The sequence below is a fragment of the Acinetobacter sp. YH12052 genome, from assembly GCF_013419835.1.
Taxonomy (GTDB): domain Bacteria; phylum Pseudomonadota; class Gammaproteobacteria; order Pseudomonadales; family Moraxellaceae; genus Acinetobacter; species Acinetobacter amyesii.
Genome location: NZ_VOZI01000031.1, coordinates 1 through 18,413, shown reverse-complemented (window position 1 = coordinate 18,413; position 18,413 = coordinate 1). Strand labels below are relative to the sequence as shown.

General features: G+C 43.8%; 13 protein-coding genes and 2 pseudogenes. 9 read left to right on the top strand and 6 right to left on the bottom strand.

What is annotated here, in order from left to right:
• A pseudogene (locus FTU06_RS15900) lies at nt 1-112 on the top strand (IS982 family transposase); the annotation flags it as partial.
• Between the two features lie 345 nt (nt 113-457).
• Nucleotides 458-1,195, top strand: coding sequence for a sulfite exporter TauE/SafE family protein (locus FTU06_RS15895; RefSeq protein ID WP_180147542.1), 738 nt, complete (start codon nt 458-460; stop codon nt 1,193-1,195).
• A gap of 3 nt (nt 1,196-1,198) precedes the next feature.
• On the opposite strand, the gene FTU06_RS15890 is transcribed toward FTU06_RS15895, so the two are convergent.
• The 4 genes from FTU06_RS15890 to FTU06_RS15875 all read right to left on the bottom strand — a co-directional run bounded on the left by FTU06_RS15890 (nt 1,199) and on the right by FTU06_RS15875 (nt 7,285).
• Complete coding sequence (locus FTU06_RS15890) at nt 1,199-2,107, bottom strand: LysR family transcriptional regulator (RefSeq protein WP_180147540.1); 909 nt, start codon at nt 2,105-2,107, stop codon at nt 1,199-1,201.
• 115 nt (nt 2,108-2,222) lie between these two features.
• A complete protein-coding gene (locus tag FTU06_RS15885) occupies nt 2,223-3,527 on the bottom strand; it encodes a solute carrier family 23 protein (protein WP_180011052.1) in 1,305 nt (434 codons plus the stop codon).
• Between the two features lie 297 nt (nt 3,528-3,824).
• Nucleotides 3,825-6,509 carry a phosphoenolpyruvate carboxylase gene (gene ppc, locus FTU06_RS15880; RefSeq protein WP_180131350.1) on the bottom strand — a complete coding sequence of 895 codons (2,685 nt, stop codon included), beginning with the start codon at nt 6,507-6,509 and terminating at the stop codon, nt 3,825-3,827.
• Nucleotides 6,510-6,661: 152 nt separating this feature from the next.
• Complete coding sequence (locus FTU06_RS15875; RefSeq protein WP_180147538.1) at nt 6,662-7,285, bottom strand: TetR/AcrR family transcriptional regulator; 624 nt, start codon at nt 7,283-7,285, stop codon at nt 6,662-6,664.
• 151 nt (nt 7,286-7,436) lie between these two features.
• Between FTU06_RS15875 and FTU06_RS15870 the strand changes: the two genes are divergently transcribed.
• The 4 genes from FTU06_RS15870 to dnaJ all read left to right on the top strand — a co-directional run bounded on the left by FTU06_RS15870 (nt 7,437) and on the right by dnaJ (nt 13,416).
• Nucleotides 7,437-8,543 carry an efflux RND transporter periplasmic adaptor subunit gene (locus FTU06_RS15870; RefSeq protein ID WP_180109555.1) on the top strand — a complete coding sequence of 369 codons (1,107 nt, stop codon included), beginning with the start codon at nt 7,437-7,439 and terminating at the stop codon, nt 8,541-8,543.
• Nucleotides 8,543-11,680, top strand: a complete 3,138-nt coding sequence (locus tag FTU06_RS15865) for an efflux RND transporter permease subunit (protein ID WP_180147537.1) — start codon at nt 8,543-8,545, stop codon at nt 11,678-11,680. Before FTU06_RS15870 ends, FTU06_RS15865 begins: the two co-directional genes overlap by 1 nt.
• A gap of 133 nt (nt 11,681-11,813) precedes the next feature.
• Nucleotides 11,814-12,191 (top strand): hypothetical protein, encoded by a 378-nt coding sequence (locus tag FTU06_RS15860; protein WP_180011060.1) that lies wholly within the window; start codon nt 11,814-11,816, stop codon nt 12,189-12,191.
• A gap of 106 nt (nt 12,192-12,297) precedes the next feature.
• On the top strand, nt 12,298-13,416 hold the full coding sequence (dnaJ, locus tag FTU06_RS15855; protein ID WP_111885156.1) for a molecular chaperone DnaJ: 1,119 nt from the start codon (nt 12,298-12,300) through the stop codon (nt 13,414-13,416).
• 84 nt (nt 13,417-13,500) lie between these two features.
• Here the strand turns inward: dnaJ and FTU06_RS15850 are convergent, their stop codons facing one another.
• The gene (locus FTU06_RS15850) at nt 13,501-15,144 is read right to left on the bottom strand and encodes a PglL family O-oligosaccharyltransferase (RefSeq protein ID WP_180147535.1); all 1,644 of its coding nucleotides are present in this window, start codon (nt 15,142-15,144) and stop codon (nt 13,501-13,503) included.
• A 198-nt stretch (nt 15,145-15,342) separates the two neighbouring features.
• On the opposite strand from FTU06_RS15850, the gene dapB reads away from it, so the two are divergent.
• Both dapB and FTU06_RS15840 read left to right on the top strand, forming a co-directional pair.
• The gene (gene dapB / locus FTU06_RS15845; RefSeq protein WP_180147533.1) at nt 15,343-16,164 is read left to right on the top strand and encodes a 4-hydroxy-tetrahydrodipicolinate reductase; all 822 of its coding nucleotides are present in this window, start codon (nt 15,343-15,345) and stop codon (nt 16,162-16,164) included.
• Between the two features lie 58 nt (nt 16,165-16,222).
• On the top strand, nt 16,223-16,867 hold the full coding sequence (locus FTU06_RS15840) for an START domain-containing protein (protein WP_180003644.1): 645 nt from the start codon (nt 16,223-16,225) through the stop codon (nt 16,865-16,867).
• 32 nt (nt 16,868-16,899) lie between these two features.
• Here FTU06_RS15840 and FTU06_RS15835 read toward each other — a convergent pair whose 3' ends face one another.
• Complete coding sequence (locus tag FTU06_RS15835; RefSeq protein WP_227591840.1) at nt 16,900-17,328, bottom strand: hypothetical protein; 429 nt, start codon at nt 17,326-17,328, stop codon at nt 16,900-16,902.
• Between the two features lie 107 nt (nt 17,329-17,435).
• Here FTU06_RS15835 and FTU06_RS15830 point away from each other — a divergent pair.
• A pseudogene (locus FTU06_RS15830) lies at nt 17,436-18,291 on the top strand (PLP-dependent aminotransferase family protein); the annotation flags it as partial.
• Between the last annotated feature and the right edge of the window lie 122 nt (nt 18,292-18,413).

Here is an 18,413-nt window from a genome sequence, read left to right as displayed (position 1 = left end):
TAGAGCTAGAAGTATCTCAGGCTTTTTAAGTGGTATTTACGCATCACTATGTGCATACCAATTAACTCAGCAGCATAAGCCCACAATTCAAATTATGCAGTCATTGGCTTAAAAAGGATTCGGGTTAGTTTAATTTTTAAACACGGATTTATTAAGCTTTCCTAAAATTAACATAATACACGTTATACGAAATTCTTGAAATTTTCCTATAAGTATCAATATTTTATTGAAAATCGTTCCAGTAAACAGCATATTGGAACGGTTTTTATATCACTATTCCACCAATACGCTTATAACTTATTCAAAATCAGAAGAGTTTGTTTAGCCCATCTACGCTATCTGTTTTAGATGCTATAACCTAGCCTCAACTTTTTATTGAGGCTCTATTCCAAAAACACTGATTTTTCAAAGTGCCTGAATTGCATAGCATAGAACCAATTCTTCAACGAGTTTCGCCATGATTTGGTTTGTCATCACAGTCTTTGCAATCGCAGGTCTAATTAAAGGCACGATTGGGTTAGGCCTGCCTGCGGTATCGATGGGCTTACTCACTATGGTGATCAGTCCATTTCAGGCAGCCACGTTATTGATCATTCCATCTATGGTCACCAACTTTTGGCAACTATTTGCCGAAGGGCAGGTGCTGCGACTAATTCAACGCTTTTGGCCCTTGTTACTTGGGATTATCGTCGGTTCAATTTGGAGTATTTTCCCAACTTTAGGACAGGGTGAATTTAAAAGTGAAGCTTTACTGGGGGGCATGTTGGCACTATACGGATTGTATGGGCTTTGTGCCAAAAGCTTGCCAAACTTTGCACCGCATGAAAAATGGCTATCTCCAATGATCGGTTATCTTGGTGGAGCGCTGACTGTTGCTACAGGTGTGGTGGTGATCCCGGTGGTGCCATATTTACAAGGTTTGCAGCTCAAACGCGATGATCTTGTACAGTCACTCGGTTTGGCCTTTACTACATCAACTATTTGTTTGGCAGTGTTCTTACAGCAAAATCCTGTGGAAGATCTCCCGATTGATTATGCCATGTCAGCCATAGCACTGATTCCAGCGCTCATTGGCATGTGGGCAGGGAAAAAAATCCGTTACCGCATTCCAGAACAAAAATTCCGTAAGGTGTTTTTTATCGGGTTGATTGCCCTCGGTGGCTATATGATGCTGCACCAGTTTGGCGTGATTTAAAGCCTAGACTTGGCCATCTAAAGTAGATTTTTCTGACAGTAGAAACTGACTAAAATGCTGATAATTTAAGGGTAAATCATCAAAATTACGTGCGGTTAGGAGCAGTTTTCGATTGGCCCATTCACCGCTGAGCTCAACTTGGGCAAAGGCATACAAACTGATTAATCGTCCGGCCGCACGTTTTGGCATGATGGCAATGCCCACACCATTCGCCACCACTTGGGCGATCGCGGCAAAGTTCGGCAAACGCAGCCGATACTGAATTTCACAGCCGAATAATTTGGCTTGTGCCTCGATCGATTGTTGCAAGGAATGATATTGCATCAAACCGACAAAGGGATAATTTAAAATCTCTGCGGGTTTGACGCTAGATATCGAGGCCAATTCATGAGTTATAGGGCAAATCAGTACCAAAGGATCATCTGCAAACTCTAGTGTTTGTAACTGTGCAGATTTAAAGAAACCTGAAATTAAGCCCAGTTGTGCATTGCCTTGCTCTATCGCTGCAATGATGTCTTTAGACTCGGCTTCATGCAGCTCAATTTGTGTGTTGGGATTTTCCAGTAAATAACGTGGCAGCAAGACCGGCAAATATTCACTTTGTGCAGATGAATTACACCATAAGGTCATATTGGAACTCAGCCCACGCGCAAAGGGCAGCATAGCGTGCTCTAATTTTTGCCCCTCACCTAAGATGCGCTGTGCATGTTCAACCAAGGTTTGACCGGCAAGGGTCAGTTTGACCCCTTTGGCTTGGCGAGTGAACAGGGCTGTGCGGTAATGCTGTTCGAGTTTTTTAATCCGTTCACTGGCTGCTTGTAGCGAGATGGCAGAACGAGCAGCGCCTTTGGTCAGACTGCCGCTGTCTACAATGTGCAGTACCAATTGAAGGTCGAACAAATCCAGTCGCATACGGTGCATTCCTTGGCTAATGCCTTATCTTACCGAAAGAGCAGCTATAAAAAAAAGCGACCTTTCGGCCGCTTTTCAAATGAATGTTGTATTCTTTTTTAAATGCTTTGGAGGCTTATTCTGATTTATCGCCCAAGCTAAAGAACCAGTTCAAAATCAGCGCTGCAAATGTAGCAGTACCAATACCACCTAAGTTGAAGTTACCGAATTGAAGTGCAAAGTCACCTGTACCTAAAATAATCGTGACTGCTGCCACCATCAGGTTTTTATTTTTTGAGAAATCGACTTTGTTTTCAATCCAAATTTTCGCACCTGCAATGGTAATTAGACCAAATACAACAATCGATGCGCCTGTCAAAATGGCTTGAGGAATAGTATGAATAATCGCACCAAACTTTGGAGAAAGACCAAGGAAGATGGCGAATACCCCTGCAAATACAAACACGATGGTCGAGTAAACACGCGTTACCGCCATCACACCAATATTTTCGCCATAAGTGGTCATCCCCGGACCGCCGACACCGCCTGAAAGTGTGGTTGCAACACCATCTGCAACGAAGGCTTTACCAATGTGCGGATCGAGATTTTCACCCGTCATCGCGCCTACAGCTTTGATGTGGCCAAGGTTTTCTGCAACCAAAATCAACGCAATCGGTGCAATGATGAGCATGGCATTGAAATCAAAAACAGGCGAATGGAATTGAGGAACACCAAACCAAGCTGCATCTTGTACTGGAACGAAGTTGATCGGTGTGCCATGACCCATGACATTGGAAATGATGTAATACACCAAATATGCCAGTAATAGACCGACCAACAGTAATAAGCGTTGTAACAAGCCCTTCGTGAACACTGCAATCGAACCCATACACAGTACAGTGACTAATGCCATCCACATATTAAAGTTGTTGCCTGCAACCCCTTTAATGGTGACTGGGGCAAGGTTGAGACCAATGATCATCACCACTGCACCTGTAACGACAGGCGGCATGAGTTTTTCAATCCAACGTGTACCCGTTGCCATCACGATAAAACCAAAAATGGCATATAAGATACCGCACGCCATGATCCCGCCGGCCGCCATCGCGATATTGGCATTTGGCGCGCCAGTACCTGATGCTGCATAACCGGTTGCCGCGATCACCACACCAATAAAGGCAAAACTAGAGCCTAAATAACTTGGTACACGACCACCTGTCATAAAGAAGAACAGGATGGTACAGATCCCCGACATTAAAATCGCAAGGTTGGCATCAAAGCCCATCAAAAATGGCGCAAGGACAGTTGCACCAAACATTGCAAAGGCATGTTGTATCCCCAATACAACACTTTGCACCGGAGGTAGGTACTCATTTGTACCTACAGGACGTGCATCAATATTGCCTTCGTACGGGCGCCATTTGGGAAACCAATTGGACATAAAATGAGCACTCAATAGATAAATTGTGCACATCATACTCTTGTTTTTTAGAAGATTTAATCTCTTTTAAAAATATTTTGTTCAAACTAATTACATGACTTTACATGTAAATTTACCAAATGGTAAAAGTTTTAAGGGTGTAAAAAAGGCATTAAATCATGCAATTAATCAAATAGGATAAGAGTCAATACTTCATAAATTTTTCTTATTTTATATATTCCAAAATAAATTAAAACCAATATGACTGATCAAAAAAAAAGCACACAGTTCTGTGTGCTTTTTGAAAACTTGGAAGATTTAGCCAGTGTTACGCAAACCTGCCGCAATACCCGCGATGCTGACCATTAACGCATGGTCGACTGGGGTATTTTCAGCTTGACGCTCGGCAAGGTATGCACGGCGGCGTTTCATCAGTTCGGCTTGTAGTAAATGTAGCGGCAATAAATAAGGCTTACGCACCTTCATGGATTGGTCAAGCACATCGTTACTGCTAAGTAATTTCGATTCACCTTTGAGTGCTAATAGCGTTTGTACCGCATCACGTAAACGCTGACGTAACTCTTCGCCCAACTGTTTGAGGTCTGCGTCATCTGTCAGATGAGACTCATAATATAGTGCCACATGGCCATCAGCCTTAGACAAGACCATTTCCAACATATCAATCAGGGTTTGGAAATACGGCCATTGCTCTAACATTTCTTCGAGTGTCTGCTTTTGACCTTGATCAATCACTTGATTAATCGCAGCACCAGTACCGAGCCAAGCAGGTAGCATTAAACGAATTTGAGTCCATGCGAATACCCACGGAATCGCACGCAATGACTCAATTCCACCGCTGACTTTACGTTTGGCTGGGCGTGATCCGAGCGGTAACATTTGTAGTTCCAGTTCTGGCGTTACAGTCCGTAGGTATTTTACAAAATGCGGATTTTCACGCACGGTTTGACGATACACCTGTACCGACAGATCCGTCATGCTGTGCATGAGCTGACGCCATTCCTGTTTCGGTTCAGGCGGTGGTAATAAGGTCGCTTCTAAGGTCGCTGCGGTGTAAATTTCTAAGTTTTGTAAGGCAATGCCTTCTAATCCAAACTTGAAGCGAATCATTTCCCCTTGTTCTGTGACACGGATTGCACCTGAAATCGAACCTGGTGGCTGTGAAAATAGGGCTTGCTGTGTCGGCGCACCACCACGGCTGATTGAACCGCCACGGCCATGGAATAATGTCAGTTGTACATCATGTTTTTTCGCAACCGCGGTTAATTCTTCCTGCGCACGATACTGTGCCCAGTTTGCCGACATAAAGCCCGCATCTTTGGCAGAGTCTGAATAGCCAATCATCACCTCATGTTTACCCTGAATATGCTGCTTATACCAATGCATATTGAATAGGGTATTCATGGTACGGGCGGCACCATCCAAATCTTTTAAAGTTTCAAACAGTGGCACAACGCGTAGCGCTTGTTTGATGCCCGCTTCTTTTTGCAGTAACAATACGGCCAAGACATCACTCGGATGCTCTGCCATGGAAATAATATAAGCCCCTAAACTTTCAGGTGGTTGCTCTGCCAAAGTGCGCATGGTCGCAAAGACTTCTTGTACATCTGGATGTTCAATCAGGCTTTGTTTTGGCTCATTTAAAAACTTCGGTAGCAGTGGACGTTTGCTTTGCAGTTCCTGAATCAAGAAATTTTGACGGGCTTGCTCCGTCCATGTTTCAAAATTGCCTAAACCTAAATATTCCGTAATGGCAGAAATGGCTTGGCGATGACGAGTCGACTCCTGACGAATATCGAGTTTGAGTAATTCGATACCGAAACAATTCACCCGATGAATAAAGTCGAGTAACTGACCATTGGCAATTTCAGGTAAACCGCTGTCAATCAGTGAACGGTAGCAAACCAATAGTGGATCGAGCAGTTCATGGCGGCTTTTAATGACTTGGCTATCGTCCGCATCTTCACCACGGAGTTTTAGTGCCAACCAGTGACGAGTGGCTTTGAGGCGTTCCCGTGCATCACGTAGATATTCACGATACGGTTCAGGGTGGAAATGACCCAAGGCATCACTAAGCTCTTTGCTGCATTCTTGAATAGAGAGTTCCCAACGCAGGTCTTCGATATCGCGTAAATACAGGTCGGCAGCTTTCCAGCGTGAAAGCCAAAGCACTTCTTGAGTAATATTATGGGTGACGTTTGGGTTACCATCACGGTCACCGCCCATCCATGACGCAAAGCGCACTGGGGCAACATTTAAAGGCAAGGTCTTGCCACAATGATCTTGAACCATGCCATCCAATTCACGCATGAATTTGGGTACAGCATTCCACAAGGTCTGTTCAATGGTCGTGAAGCCCCATTTAGCTTCGTCGACAGGCGTCGGGCGATGTTGACGAATTTCATCTGTTTGCCATGCAGAGCAAATCAGTTGTTTTAAATCATCCAGAACGGCTTTGCGTTCGCGTGGCGTAAGTTTTTGTTGATCCATTTTAAACAGGCAATCATTAATCCCATCATATTTCTGGATCAAGGTACGGCGGCTGACTTCAGTTGGATGTGCAGTCAGGACCAGTTCAATTTTTAATTCACAAATTTGTTGGAACAGTTGGTCCGCACTGATGTTATTGCTTTTAAATTTTTCAAATAAATGATCGAGTGGATTCGGTGATGGTGCTTGCTCATCAAACTCACTTTGGCGACGGCTGCGCACCACATTGTATTGTTCGGCAATATTGGCAAAGTTGAGAAAGTGCGTAAATGCACGGGTCAGAGGCAGAATTTCTTCATCTTTTAAATTTAAAAATAATTGTTCTAACTGTTTTTCAGCTTCAACTTGTCCATCGCGCGCGCCTTTAGACAAAGCACGAATTTGCTCTACCTGATTAAACAAATCTTGTCCTGCATGCTGCTTTAGGGTTTCACCTAATAAATTGCCCAGTAAGCGCACGTCTTCACGTAATGGAGCATCAATTTGTTGAATCATTTGTTATTTCTCCGCGTATTCCTGTCTCGACTATACCCCGAAAGTGCCGTGGCAAAAGGGGGTACAGACAAAAGTCGGATAACTTTTCTAGGTAAATGAGCAATAGCTATGCCATTTGTTTCAGTTTAGCGTTGAAATATTTCAGAAAATGCTTAGCTCTGCGTGCTGAGTTGATATTTCAGCATAAAGATGTCGATGGCAGAGTGAATAATGGCCTGTCGCTCTGCTGCTTCAGGTACTGGGCGCATGCCCAATAAGACTTCTTGATGGCGTAGTCCCATCAGTAGCGACACAATCAGTTCAGTTTGTCGGGCAGGATTATCCTGCTGAATGAAATTTAAAGCCGCTGCGTCTTGAAAGAAATTCTCCCAGACTTGGCGCATTTTCAAATGTGAGGCACGGAAAAACTGGTCCACCAAGGGACTGTGTTCGGCAGCCAACTCCAAAAGTAATAAATCCAGTTTAATGGCTTCAGGCAAATTCATGATGTTCAGCCCCAACTCACAAATTTCAACGAAAGCCTGCATAAAATGACTTTCGCTGTGCAGATGTCGCGGGCGAGTATTTAAAATATATTCACAGGTATCTTCAATTGCACTGGTAAATAAAGTGGCTTTGTCCTGAAAATGGTTATAGACCGTCAGTTTGGTGACCCCTGCATGTTGCGCAATCTGATTCATGCTGCAACCGTGATAGCCCATTTCTAAAAATAATTGTTTTGCAGACTCTAAAATCCGTTGTCGTTTTTCTAAGTCTTTTGGGCGGCCGACATTCATTTGCTGAAAAAATTCCAAAAAAGGCGAAAAGGTCATTGATTTCGGATAATTAATCTAATTAATGTACCGCATGGTTTATTAATTAAAAAATAACCAAATTAATTGAATAATATTCTGCCCTAAAAAAGACTTTTTATTAAGAGCGAACTTCATGAGTACGATTAAGACCACAGTTGTCAGCATGATTATCGTTTGCAGTGTGACCTTATGGGGATGCAGCAAGGATAAAGCCCAAACGGAACAGGAAGTGCCATTTGTGATGGTGACTCAGCCGGGTGCCGCACATTTTGAACAAAAAAGTTATGCGGGTGATGTACAAGCACGCCAGCAAACAGCTTTAGCGTTTCGGGTTGGCGGTCAAATCACTGAGCGCTATGTCGATGTTGGAGACCAAGTCCGAGTCGGACAAGTCTTGGCAAAATTAGATGTCAAAGATGCACAGTTGCAACTGAATGCAGCACAAGCACAGCTTGAAAGTGCGCGTTCCGCTGCACAAATTGCTGAAGACGAATTAAAACGATTTAAGCAATTATTGCCAGTCAATGCCGTGAGTCGTTCGCAGTATGATGCGGTGGAAAACCAATATAAAGCGGCACAGTCGAACTTAAAGCAAGCTCAATCAAATTATGATGTGAGTCGTAATCAGACCGGTTATAACCAATTAATTGCCAATAAAAATGGGGTCATTACTGAACGTAATATTGAGATTGGTCAAGTGATTGCAGCAGGACAACCAGCTTTTCAATTGGCGATAGCAGGTGAACGTGAAGTGGTCATTGGTGTGCCTGAACAAGCGGTTACTGAAATTAAAACAGGGCAGGATGCATGGGTTACCTTGTGGTCTAAACCACAGGAAAAATTTGCAGGCTATGTGCGTGAAATTAGTCCTGCAGCCGATCAGTCTCGTACATATAGTGTCAAAGTGGCATTACGTGAAGGCAATAGCGCCATTCAACTGGGGCAAAGTGCACGGGTATTTTTAACCAAAGCACAGCAGAATGTTTTGCATGTGCCGTTATCGAGTGTGTCTGCGAGTGGTCAGCAGGCATATGTGATGGTGGTCAATGCAGATAATACGGTACGTAAAGTTCCAGTAAGTTTAGGCGAATACGGACGTGACAGCGTGCCCGTACTCAGTGGTCTGCAAGCAGGGGATTTTGTGGTGGTTGGCGGCGTACATTTGCTCCGTGAAAAGCAAAAAATACAACCCGTTGATCGTGAAAATCGAGCGGTACACATTCAGACAGGAGTTAAATAATGCATTTTAACTTGTCTGAGTGGGCACTGAAAAATAAAGGCTTAATCCTTTATTTTATGATTCTACTGGGCATCGTTGGGATATTTTCTTATTCCAAATTGTCGCAGAGTGAAGACCCGCCATTTACCTTTAAAGTCATGGTGATTCAAACCTATTGGCCTGGTGCAACAGCCAAAGAAGTTTCGCTACAGGTCACCGATCGAATTGAAAAAGAACTGATGACCACGGGGCAGTATGAACGCATCATGGCGTATTCACGTCCGGGTGAATCCATGGTGACCTTTGTGGCCAAGGACAGTCTACGTTCGCTGCAAGTCCCCGATGTTTGGTACACCGTGCGTAAAAAGGTCAATGATATTCGCCATCAATTGCCATCTGGGGTGCAAGGTCCTTTCTTTAATGATGAGTTTGGTGACACCTTCGGTAATATCTATGTGCTCACCGGCAAAGACTTTGACTATGCCACCATGAAGGAATATGCCGACCGTTTACAGCTCCAGTTACAACGAGTCAAAGACGTTGCGAAAGTGGATTTAATTGGTTTGCAAGATCAAAAAGTTTGGATTGAAATTTCCAACACCAAAGCCACGCAAATGGGCATACCCGTGACGGCGATTCAACAAGCCTTGCAGCAGCAAAACACGGTTGCCAGTGCTGGCTTTTTTGAAACCAATTCAGACCGGATTCAAGTGCGTGTCAGCGGCAATTTACAAAACATTGATGAACTGCGTCAGATGCCCTTATTGGTGAATGGTCGAACCATTCAGTTGGGTGATGTGGCAGATGTACATCGGGGCTTTAGTGATCCACCGCAGCCGCGTATGCGTTTTATGGGCGAAAATGGTTTAGGCATTGCCGTGTCGATGCGTAAAGGTGGCGACATTCTGGCTTTGGGTAAAAACCTAGAAACAGAATTTGCCCGCCTGCAAAAAACCTTGCCCTTGGGCATGGAACTAAAAAAAGTGTCGGATCAGCCTGTAGCCGTGAAGCGCAGCGTCAATGAGTTTATGAAAGTCCTCGCTGAAGCCGTGATTATCGTCCTGTTGGTGAGCTTCTTCTCCTTGGGTTTCCGTACAGGATTGGTTGTGGCATTTTCCATTCCCTTAGTCTTGGCCATGACTTTTGCTGGCATGCAGATGTTTGATGTCGGGTTGCACAAGATTTCTTTGGGGGCCTTGATTCTCGCACTCGGTTTATTGGTGGATGATGCGATTATTGCCGTCGAAATGATGGCGATCAAAATGGAGCAGGGCTATAGTCGATTACAAGCCGCCGGACATGCGTGGCGCACCACCGCATTTCCAATGCTAACAGGCACGCTAATTACGGCTGCAGGATTTTTGCCGATTGCCACAGCCGCATCGAGCACAGGGGAATACACTCGCTCGATTTTCCAAGTGGTCACCATTGCATTGGTGGTGTCATGGTTTGCAGCAGTGCTGTTCGTACCCTATCTGGGGGATAAATTACTACCCGATTTCAACAAAGACTTAGTACAAAAAGCCCCGTGGTATCAGCGCCTGTGGGCACGTTTGCGCAAACAACCTGAACCTCAGCCGATGGTGCATCATGCCGGTGAACATCACGATCCTTATCAATCTCCGTTTTATCAACGCTTCCGTAGTTGGGTTGATATCTGTGTGACCTATCGCAAGACGGTCATTGCAACGACGGTTGGCATTTTTGTGTTATCGATTTTAATGTTTAAAACGGTACCACAGCAGTTCTTCCCACCGTCAAACCGTGCTGAAATTTTAGTGGATTTAAAACTCGAGGAAGGTGCATCTCTGAAAGCCACAGAAGCAGCCGTAAAAAAAGTCGAAGCGTTCTTGTCAAAAAAACAGGGCATTGATAATTTTGTGGCTTATGTGGGGACAGGTTCGCCGCGGTTTTATTTACCTCTAGATCAACAGCTACCTCAAGCCAGTTTTGCTCAGTTTGTGGTGTTGGCTTCATCTTTAGATGATCGCAATGAAATCCGTCAGTCATTAGCAGAAGAAATCCGTAAGCTCTTACCTGAAGTACGTACTCGCGTTTCACTTTTAGAAAATGGTCCACCCGTGGGTTATCCATTGCAGTTCCGCGTGTCAGGTGAAGATCTGATCTTGGTGCGTGAGTGGGCACAACGGGTGTCTGCAAAAGTCAGTGAAAACCCGAACACCACCAATGTGCATTTGGATTGGGGTGAACCAAGCAAAGTCATTAAACTGGACATCGACCAAGATCGCGCACGTCAAATGGGAGTTTCCAGTCTAGATCTGTCCAATTTCCTGAATAGTTCAATCAGTGGTGCAGTGATTAATCAGTATCGTGAGAAACGAGAGCTGATTGAAATTCGGATGCGTGGTGATCAAGCGGAGCGATTGGATGTCGGTTCGCTCAGCAGTTTGGCAGTACCGACCAGCAATGGTGGTTCAGTGCCATTGGCGCAGATTGCGAAAATTGAGTATAGCTTTGAAGAAGGTTTGATTTGGCATCGTAACCGTTTACCGACCATTACTGTGCGCGCGGATATTCGCAGTAAATTGCAACCTGCAACGGTGGTGGGTGAGTTAAAAGATTCATTTGATCAGCTACGTGCAGAGATGCCGAATGGTTATCTACTCGAAGTAGGCGGCACTGTGGAAGAGTCAGCACGAGGTCAAACTTCTGTAAATGCGGGCATGCCACTATTTCTCGCAGTTGTCATGACTTTGTTGATGATTCAATTACGCAGCATGTCACGGGCGATGATCGTATTTTTAACTGCACCTTTGGGCATTATTGGCGTGGTGTTATTCCTGTTATTGTTCAATAAACCCTTTGGTTTTGTGGCGATGCTCGGCACGATTGCACTGTCAGGAATGATTATGCGCAATTCACTGATTTTGATTGATCAGATTGAACAAGATATTCAGTCCGGGGAGTCGGCTTGGGATGCGATTATCAATGCGACGGTACGTCGTTGCCGTCCCATTGTGTTGACTGCATTGGCCGCTGTATTGGCGATGATTCCACTTTCTCGCAGTATTTTCTTCGGTCCAATGGCCGTGGCGATTATGGGTGGATTGATCGTGGCGACCCTACTGACCTTGTTCTTTTTACCTGCGTTGTATGCACAGTGGTTTAAAGTGAAAAAAACTCAGCAGAATCCTTAAAAGTGTCATAATATTGGGTGCGAAATATTGAATTTTTCTCTATAGTAGCACCTGATCTACAAAGACATTTTTAAAAAGTAAAACAACCACAAGTGCAGCGCGGCATATTGTGGTGTACGGGGTTGAATCACAGATGACAGCAGAGAGTTTAGCTAAGTATCGCCGTTATATTGCGATTTCTTATGTCTTCATGTTTTTCGCTTTATTTACCCTGATTAGTGGTGTATTTGCCTACGGCTTTGCACGCAAAGTAACTCAAATCGATTCTGCAGAAGTTTGGCTCCAAGCCCAAGCGCTTTGGGTCATGCGCACCGTCGTGATTTATTCCATGATGGCCATTTTTGCCGCACTGTGGTTTATTCCTTTATTTTTCTATTATTGGGACACCTATCTTTGGGTGACTGCATGCACGGTAATTGGTGTGATCTTTTCTGCGATTGCCTTTTTGTATCTATTAAATGCATGGATCCAAGGTCTATCCAAATTCGTTAAAAATAAGGCTGTTTTCTAAGTCGATTTATTTTTTTCCTGCCTACCCCTTGAAAAAATGGTTTGATTCCCCAATTTCAGACCACAGTTAAGTATTAAATTAAATTCCGTGAGGAGCATCGCCAGACATGGCTAAACGTGATTATTATGAGGTTTTAGGTGTATCTAAAACCGCAAGTGATGATGAAATTAAAAAAGCCTACCGTAAGTTGGCGATGAAGTATCACCCTGACCGTAATCCAGATAACCCAGAAGCTGAAGAAAAATTCAAAGAAGCTGCAGAAGCATATGAAGTTTTATCGGACAGCGAAAAACGTAGTATGTATGACCGTATGGGACATCAAGCTTTTGAAGGCGGCATGGGCGGCGGCGGTGGCTTCGGTGGCGGTTTTAGCGCAGAAGATATCTTTAGTCAGTTTGGTGACATATTCGGTGGCGCATTTGGCGGTGGTGGCCGTGGTGGTCAGCAACGTGCACGCCGTGGTTCAGACTTACGCTATGTTATGGAGCTTACCCTTGAGGAAGCTGTGAAGGGCGTGAAAAAAACCATTACCTTTACTGCGCCAGCGCCATGTGATGCCTGTGATGGTAAAGGATCTAAAAATCCAAACGACGTTGAAACCTGTAAAACTTGTCATGGTGCAGGTCAAGTGCGTATGCAACAGGGCTTCTTCTCTGTGCAGCAAACCTGTAGCACCTGTCGTGGTCAAGGTAAAATTATTAAGAACCCATGTAATAAATGTCATGGTTCAGGGGTTTCTGACCGTCAGCAAACTTTAGAAGTGACCATTCCTGCAGGTGTGGATAATGGCGACCGCGTACGTTTAAGTGGCAAAGGCGAGGCGATCCGTGATGGCCAAGCAGGCGACTTATATGTAGAAGTGGTGGTACGTGAACACGAAATCTTCCAACGTGATGGCGCTGACCTGTATATGGATGTGCCTGTAAGCATTGCAGATGCTGCATTGGGTAAAGAAATTCAAATTCCGACTCTCGATGGCCGTGTGAGCTTGAAAGTGCCTGAAGGAACTCAAACTGGCAAATTGTTCCGCTTACGTGGTAAAGGTGTGAAACCTGTACGTACCAGCATGACTGGTGACTTACTCTGCCGTATCGTGGTGGAAACGCCAGTGAATTTAACGGCTCGTCAACGTGAATTGTTAAAAGAGTTACAAGACACGATGGATGGCGATGACAATAAATCATCTCCGAAGAAAAAATCATTCTTCGACCGTTTATTTGATTAATTGATATGATTTGCTTGAGTTCGCTGTGATTTGAACTTAGCTATAAAAAAGCCTGCAAAATTGCAGGCTTTTTTAATGAGCGTTTTAAGGTTTCGGCTGTGCTATAGGTAGTAATAAACTCTCATAGCTCATGTCGAGCCTATAGATATTTTTAAGACGCTGTAGCTGATGACGTGCTTCAGCCTCACGACCATTAAAGGCCAATAAACGTGCATATTTAATGATGTGGTATTTCGCTGGATAGCTGCGAACCAATTTTTCAGTCTCCTGAATGGTTTGTTCAGAAACGATGGAATACGGATTTAAACGAATAATCGCTACCCGATGTCTAAATTCTGTGAGTAAATAGATCGGCTCATGGTTGGTGATTTTCTCCGGCATTTTTTCATATTTTGATGCCTGACCCAGCTGAATTGCTGCATTGGCATAATCACGATAAATCACCGTAATCAGCACGGCACCAATCACGAAAACAATGCGGATAAACCACGGAGACAGACTCAATGTAGCCGTCTGTGATTTCGCAGCTTGAAGAATCCCGATAATAAAACCCGCAGGCAGTAAGAAATATGCGTAGTTTTGCGGAAACTCCAACATGGCATGAATAACGAAGACACCGACCATCAATAGGCCAATCACAGATAATGCAGACTTGGCTAACTTCTGTAATTGAATGCCCCAGTAAGCGAAATAGGCCAAGAACGGCACACCAATAATGGCGCCATTCCACAATAAGAAATCCAAAATAAAATTGTGTGAGCTACGAATCCATACAGGCCCTTGTACCGTGTCAGAGATCGAGACAAAAGCGCTACTGGTTTGATGCCAACCATAGCCAAACCAAGGCTGTGCAGCTACGGCATGCGCCATTTGTTGCCAAATGGCTAAACGAGACATATCTCCACTAGCACGTTCGGCTACGTCACGACTTTCTTGAATATTCATGTCGGATATTTGGCTCATGATTTGACTTAATTTTGGCATCAATACAATCAGTGCCACAAAGCCCATAAACCAGGCCAAGCTGTAAAACCAGCGAAGACGGATATAATCTTTGTACTGTGCATAAGCCAAATAGACTAGGACACAGATACTTGCCACCCAAGAGGTGCGAGATTGGCTGAGCGCGACCCCAATTAAAATAGGAATTGCACAAGTGACCAAATAGCGGGTTTTAACTTTTTGCTGTTCATAAACATATAAGCAGGCTAACAAGGACATGAGCAGAAACGTGGCCATGTTATTTGGCTGAGCAAAGTTTGCAAATGGGCGCGTAGTTCCACTAATTTTCATCACAAAAGGAAGAAACGAGTCAAAATCTAGCCACTGACATATTGCGATGAGCCCTGTCATAACCCCAGAAGCAACAAAGGTATAGCTTAGGTATAGGAATGTTTTTTCGCGTTTTTCTGTACCTTGTGAGAGGCTGAAACCAAGATTGATACACAGCCAGAAGCTGAACACAAACAGCATACAGAGCAAGGCGATACTAAAATAATATACCTGCCCAAAAGCCAGTTGGATGAAGGGGATCAGCGCTAAGAGCAACAGGGGCAAGGAAATTTTTGCCACCATGAGCTTTTCTTTAAAGAACGTTGCCGCTAAGGCAAATAGGGCAAAGAAGGTATAAAGCTCACCGGTATACGTGGCCCAAGGTCGGTAATGAATCGGAATCAGCCATGCCAATGCAATACAGACTGCCGCACAAAGATACAATAGGGTTTTCATGAATATTCAAGATCAATAGAACGCGCCTATCATACAGTGAAAATACCCAAACTTGGTGAGGGAATAGTCAGCGTCTGTCGAAGAGCTTGATTTGCAAAAGTCTTTAGGAAAATGCAGGATTTTTTTGTTTGTAACTTAGCCTGCGCATGGAGTTTTGATATAGTAAGACCAATTTCGAATCAACATTAGGAAAATGTTATGTCAGCAGCTCCACGTATTGGTATCTTGGGCGCAGGCGGTCGTATGGGACGCATCTTAATTCAGGCGGTTCAGCAAGCTGGTTATCAATTGGCTGCTGCGGTAGAACGTCCTGAAAGTAGTTTGGTCGGTGCGGATGCCGGTGAACTTGCAGGGATTGGCGCGGTTGGCGTAAAGGTTGTCGGTAACCTTGCTGAAGTTTTAAAAGATTGTGATGTCGTGATCGATTTTACTGCACCTGCAGCAACAGTGCAGCATCTTAAACTTTGCCGTGAAGCAGGCGTTGCGATTGTCATTGGTACCACAGGTATGAATGATGAGCAAAAAGCTTATCTCGATGAAACAGCAACAGAAACTCCAGTGGTCTATGCAGCGAACTATTCTGTCGGTGTAAACGTTTCAATCAAACTTCTTGAATTGGCATCAAAAGTGTTTGGCGATACTGTAGATATTGAAGTGATTGAAGCCCATCATCGCCATAAAGTTGATGCACCATCAGGTACAGCGCTGATGTGGGGTGAAGCCATTGCCGGTGCTTTAGGACGTGACTTAAAACAAGATGCTGTGTATTGCCGTGAAGGTCATACGGGTCCACGTGAACGTCAAACCATTGGCTTTCAAACGATTCGTGGTGGTGACATTGTCGGTGAACATACTGCGATGTTTATTGCGGATGGCGAACGTGTTGAAATTACCCATAAAGCGACTAACCGTATGAACTTTGCCTCTGGTGCAGTACGTGCAGCTGCATGGGTAGTTGGTCGTGAAGCACGTAAGTACGATATGAAAGACGTACTGGGTTTTAACGATATTGACGTATAAAAGCGCGTTAAAATCCGTTATAACAACAGCATAAAATTAAAATAAGACGATCAATGGAATGAAAAAAGTCATCTTTATGGCCTGTGCTGTCGCATTCACTGCGGCAGTACAAGCGAAAACTATGGATAATGCCAAACTCACGATTAATAAAAATAATATTAAGGTTTGGACCTACCAAAATGCTCAAAATCCTGTCTTTCAATACAAAGCTGAAACCAGTTTTGATGTACCCATTGAAAAAGCGGTTTCCCTGATTTTAGATGTGGAAAATGCAGTGAATTGGGTCCCTTATATGGGCAGTGTCAAAGTCTTATCCCGCGATGACCAAAAAGGTGAATTCAGTTTATATATGGTGTTGGATTTTCCTTTTCCCTTAAAAGACCGTGATTTGGTGGTACAAGGCAAAATGCGTAAAGATGCACAGGGCATTATTAGCATCCAAAATAAAGCAGTGAAAAAAGGTTATCCGATCAATCCCAATTATGTACGCCTAACCGACTATGAGGGCGATTGGACCTTCCAGCGTTTAGGCAATCAAAAAGTCAAAGTGTCGACCTATGGCTATGCCAATCCGGAAGGCTCCATTCCGCTCAGTTTCGTGAATATGTTTGTGCAGCAACAGCCTTATCAAATGCTACAAAAAATGAAAGTGCAGCTGGGTAAAAGCAAAACTGTTGCGACCGTTCCCGAAATTTTAAAATAAGCCTTAGTAATGATTCAGTTCAATATGAACGATCAATGACTTTGCATCTCAGGCAGGCGAAATGCAGTCAACTGCTGCATGTGCTGTGTTTCTGGAAGTTCGATGCTGAGTAAGGTCTGTTCTGGAAATTGATGCGGATGTAACTTGATTTGAAATTGCCGCGCGGTCATTTGTTCACAGGCAAAGCGAAGTTTGGCTTGCTGCGGCATGATATTCATGCCGTTTTCAGACTTGGCTTTATAGATATATAGCTGCTGATGTAACCCGCCGCTGGTGATCGGTTGGATCTGCTCAAGTTCATATTGCGTCAGTTTTTGGGCACTCAAAAAACCTTGAATTAAAGATTTACAGATAAAATTTTGCTGGCTTTGAGCTTGAGTGTGCTGTTCGGGTTGGCACGCCATAAGCGTGAGTGTGCTGAAGATGATTAGACCCGCTCGAAGCTGCGTGAAGTCATTCATGTATTTGTCCCCCTATCGTTATTTTTGAGATATCAACCTGATGCCATCAGCTTAAATCTGTTAACTTAATGGGTACAGATACAAGAATGATTAAAAAAAGGGTACAGATGGCTTTTCAATATCAGCAGCTTGCGCAGCAGTTGGCACAGAAAATTTATAGTGGTGAATTGGCCGCAGGGCAGCGTCTGTATGCGCTACGTCAATTTTCACAGCAGCATCAGATCAGTTTAAATACCGCGAAACGCTGCTATGAATTACTTGAAGCCAAAGGCCTGATTTATGTCAAAGAAAAGTCTGGTTATTTTGTGCAATCCTCACAGAAAGCCCAGCAAATTGCCGTGCCGAATCATCCTGATTTTGATTCCCGACCTCGTGAAATTTCGAATTTAGAATTGCAAATTCAGATCCATGAAGCCTCTGCAAATAGTCGCCTGATTCATTTGGGTTCAATTCAGTTGTCCCCCCAATTTTGTTCCTGTTGAAGCACTCAGACGTTCAATCCAAAGGGCATTAAAGCATTGTAAACCAGAAGATTTTTTATATAACAATCGGCAAGGTCATCCACAATTGCATGAAGCTTTGTCGGCACATTGGGCTGAAGATGGTTTTTACATGCCTAAGGATGATATTTACATAAGCAATGGTTGTATGCCTGCTTTGTCAGTGATGTTGCAAAATCTGAGTGCGGAAGGGGAGAGTGTCATTGTCCCGACGCCGAACTATAATGGGCAATTGCAATTATTGGCTTTATTGAAGCGGAAAATTGTTGAAATTCCTGCCAATACGGAAGGTTTTGATTTAGATCGTTTAGAGCAGGCGATGCGGGATTCAGGCGCGAAAGTATGCTTATTGACTGCAAATTTTCAAAATCCTTTGGGTTTTTGTTTAAGTAATGAAGATAAGGAACGAATTGCACAACTCGCTGAAAAATATCAATGTTATGTGATTGAAGATGATATTTATCAAATGGAGCGTAAAACTCTGTCCTTCAGGTCAGAGATATAAGCGACACGACCTGAAGTGTCGTTTGATTTAACTAAGGACTATTTTCCTTGAGTTTTGATTGTTAATATAAGTACATGAAA

What these genes read in the sequence shown, in the direction of transcription:
- FTU06_RS15895 (WP_180147542.1), top strand. Translation starts at nt 458, where the DNA reads ATGATTTGGTTTGTCATCACAGTCTTTGCAATCGCAGGTCTAATTAAA.
- FTU06_RS15890 (WP_180147540.1), bottom strand. Translation starts at nt 2,107, where the DNA reads ATGCGACTGGATTTGTTCGACCTTCAATTGGTACTGCACATTGTAGAC.
- FTU06_RS15885 (WP_180011052.1), bottom strand. Translation starts at nt 3,527, where the DNA reads ATGTCCAATTGGTTTCCCAAATGGCGCCCGTACGAAGGCAATATTGAT.
- ppc (WP_180131350.1), bottom strand. Translation starts at nt 6,509, where the DNA reads ATGATTCAACAAATTGATGCTCCATTACGTGAAGACGTGCGCTTACTG.
- FTU06_RS15875 (WP_180147538.1), bottom strand. Translation starts at nt 7,285, where the DNA reads ATGAATGTCGGCCGCCCAAAAGACTTAGAAAAACGACAACGGATTTTA.
- FTU06_RS15870 (WP_180109555.1), top strand. Translation starts at nt 7,437, where the DNA reads ATGAGTACGATTAAGACCACAGTTGTCAGCATGATTATCGTTTGCAGT.
- FTU06_RS15865 (WP_180147537.1), top strand. Translation starts at nt 8,543, where the DNA reads ATGCATTTTAACTTGTCTGAGTGGGCACTGAAAAATAAAGGCTTAATC.
- FTU06_RS15860 (WP_180011060.1), top strand. Translation starts at nt 11,814, where the DNA reads ATGACAGCAGAGAGTTTAGCTAAGTATCGCCGTTATATTGCGATTTCT.
- dnaJ (WP_111885156.1), top strand. Translation starts at nt 12,298, where the DNA reads ATGGCTAAACGTGATTATTATGAGGTTTTAGGTGTATCTAAAACCGCA.
- FTU06_RS15850 (WP_180147535.1), bottom strand. Translation starts at nt 15,144, where the DNA reads ATGAAAACCCTATTGTATCTTTGTGCGGCAGTCTGTATTGCATTGGCA.
- dapB (WP_180147533.1), top strand. Translation starts at nt 15,343, where the DNA reads ATGTCAGCAGCTCCACGTATTGGTATCTTGGGCGCAGGCGGTCGTATG.
- FTU06_RS15840 (WP_180003644.1), top strand. Translation starts at nt 16,223, where the DNA reads ATGAAAAAAGTCATCTTTATGGCCTGTGCTGTCGCATTCACTGCGGCA.
- FTU06_RS15835 (WP_227591840.1), bottom strand. Translation starts at nt 17,328, where the DNA reads ATGAATGACTTCACGCAGCTTCGAGCGGGTCTAATCATCTTCAGCACA.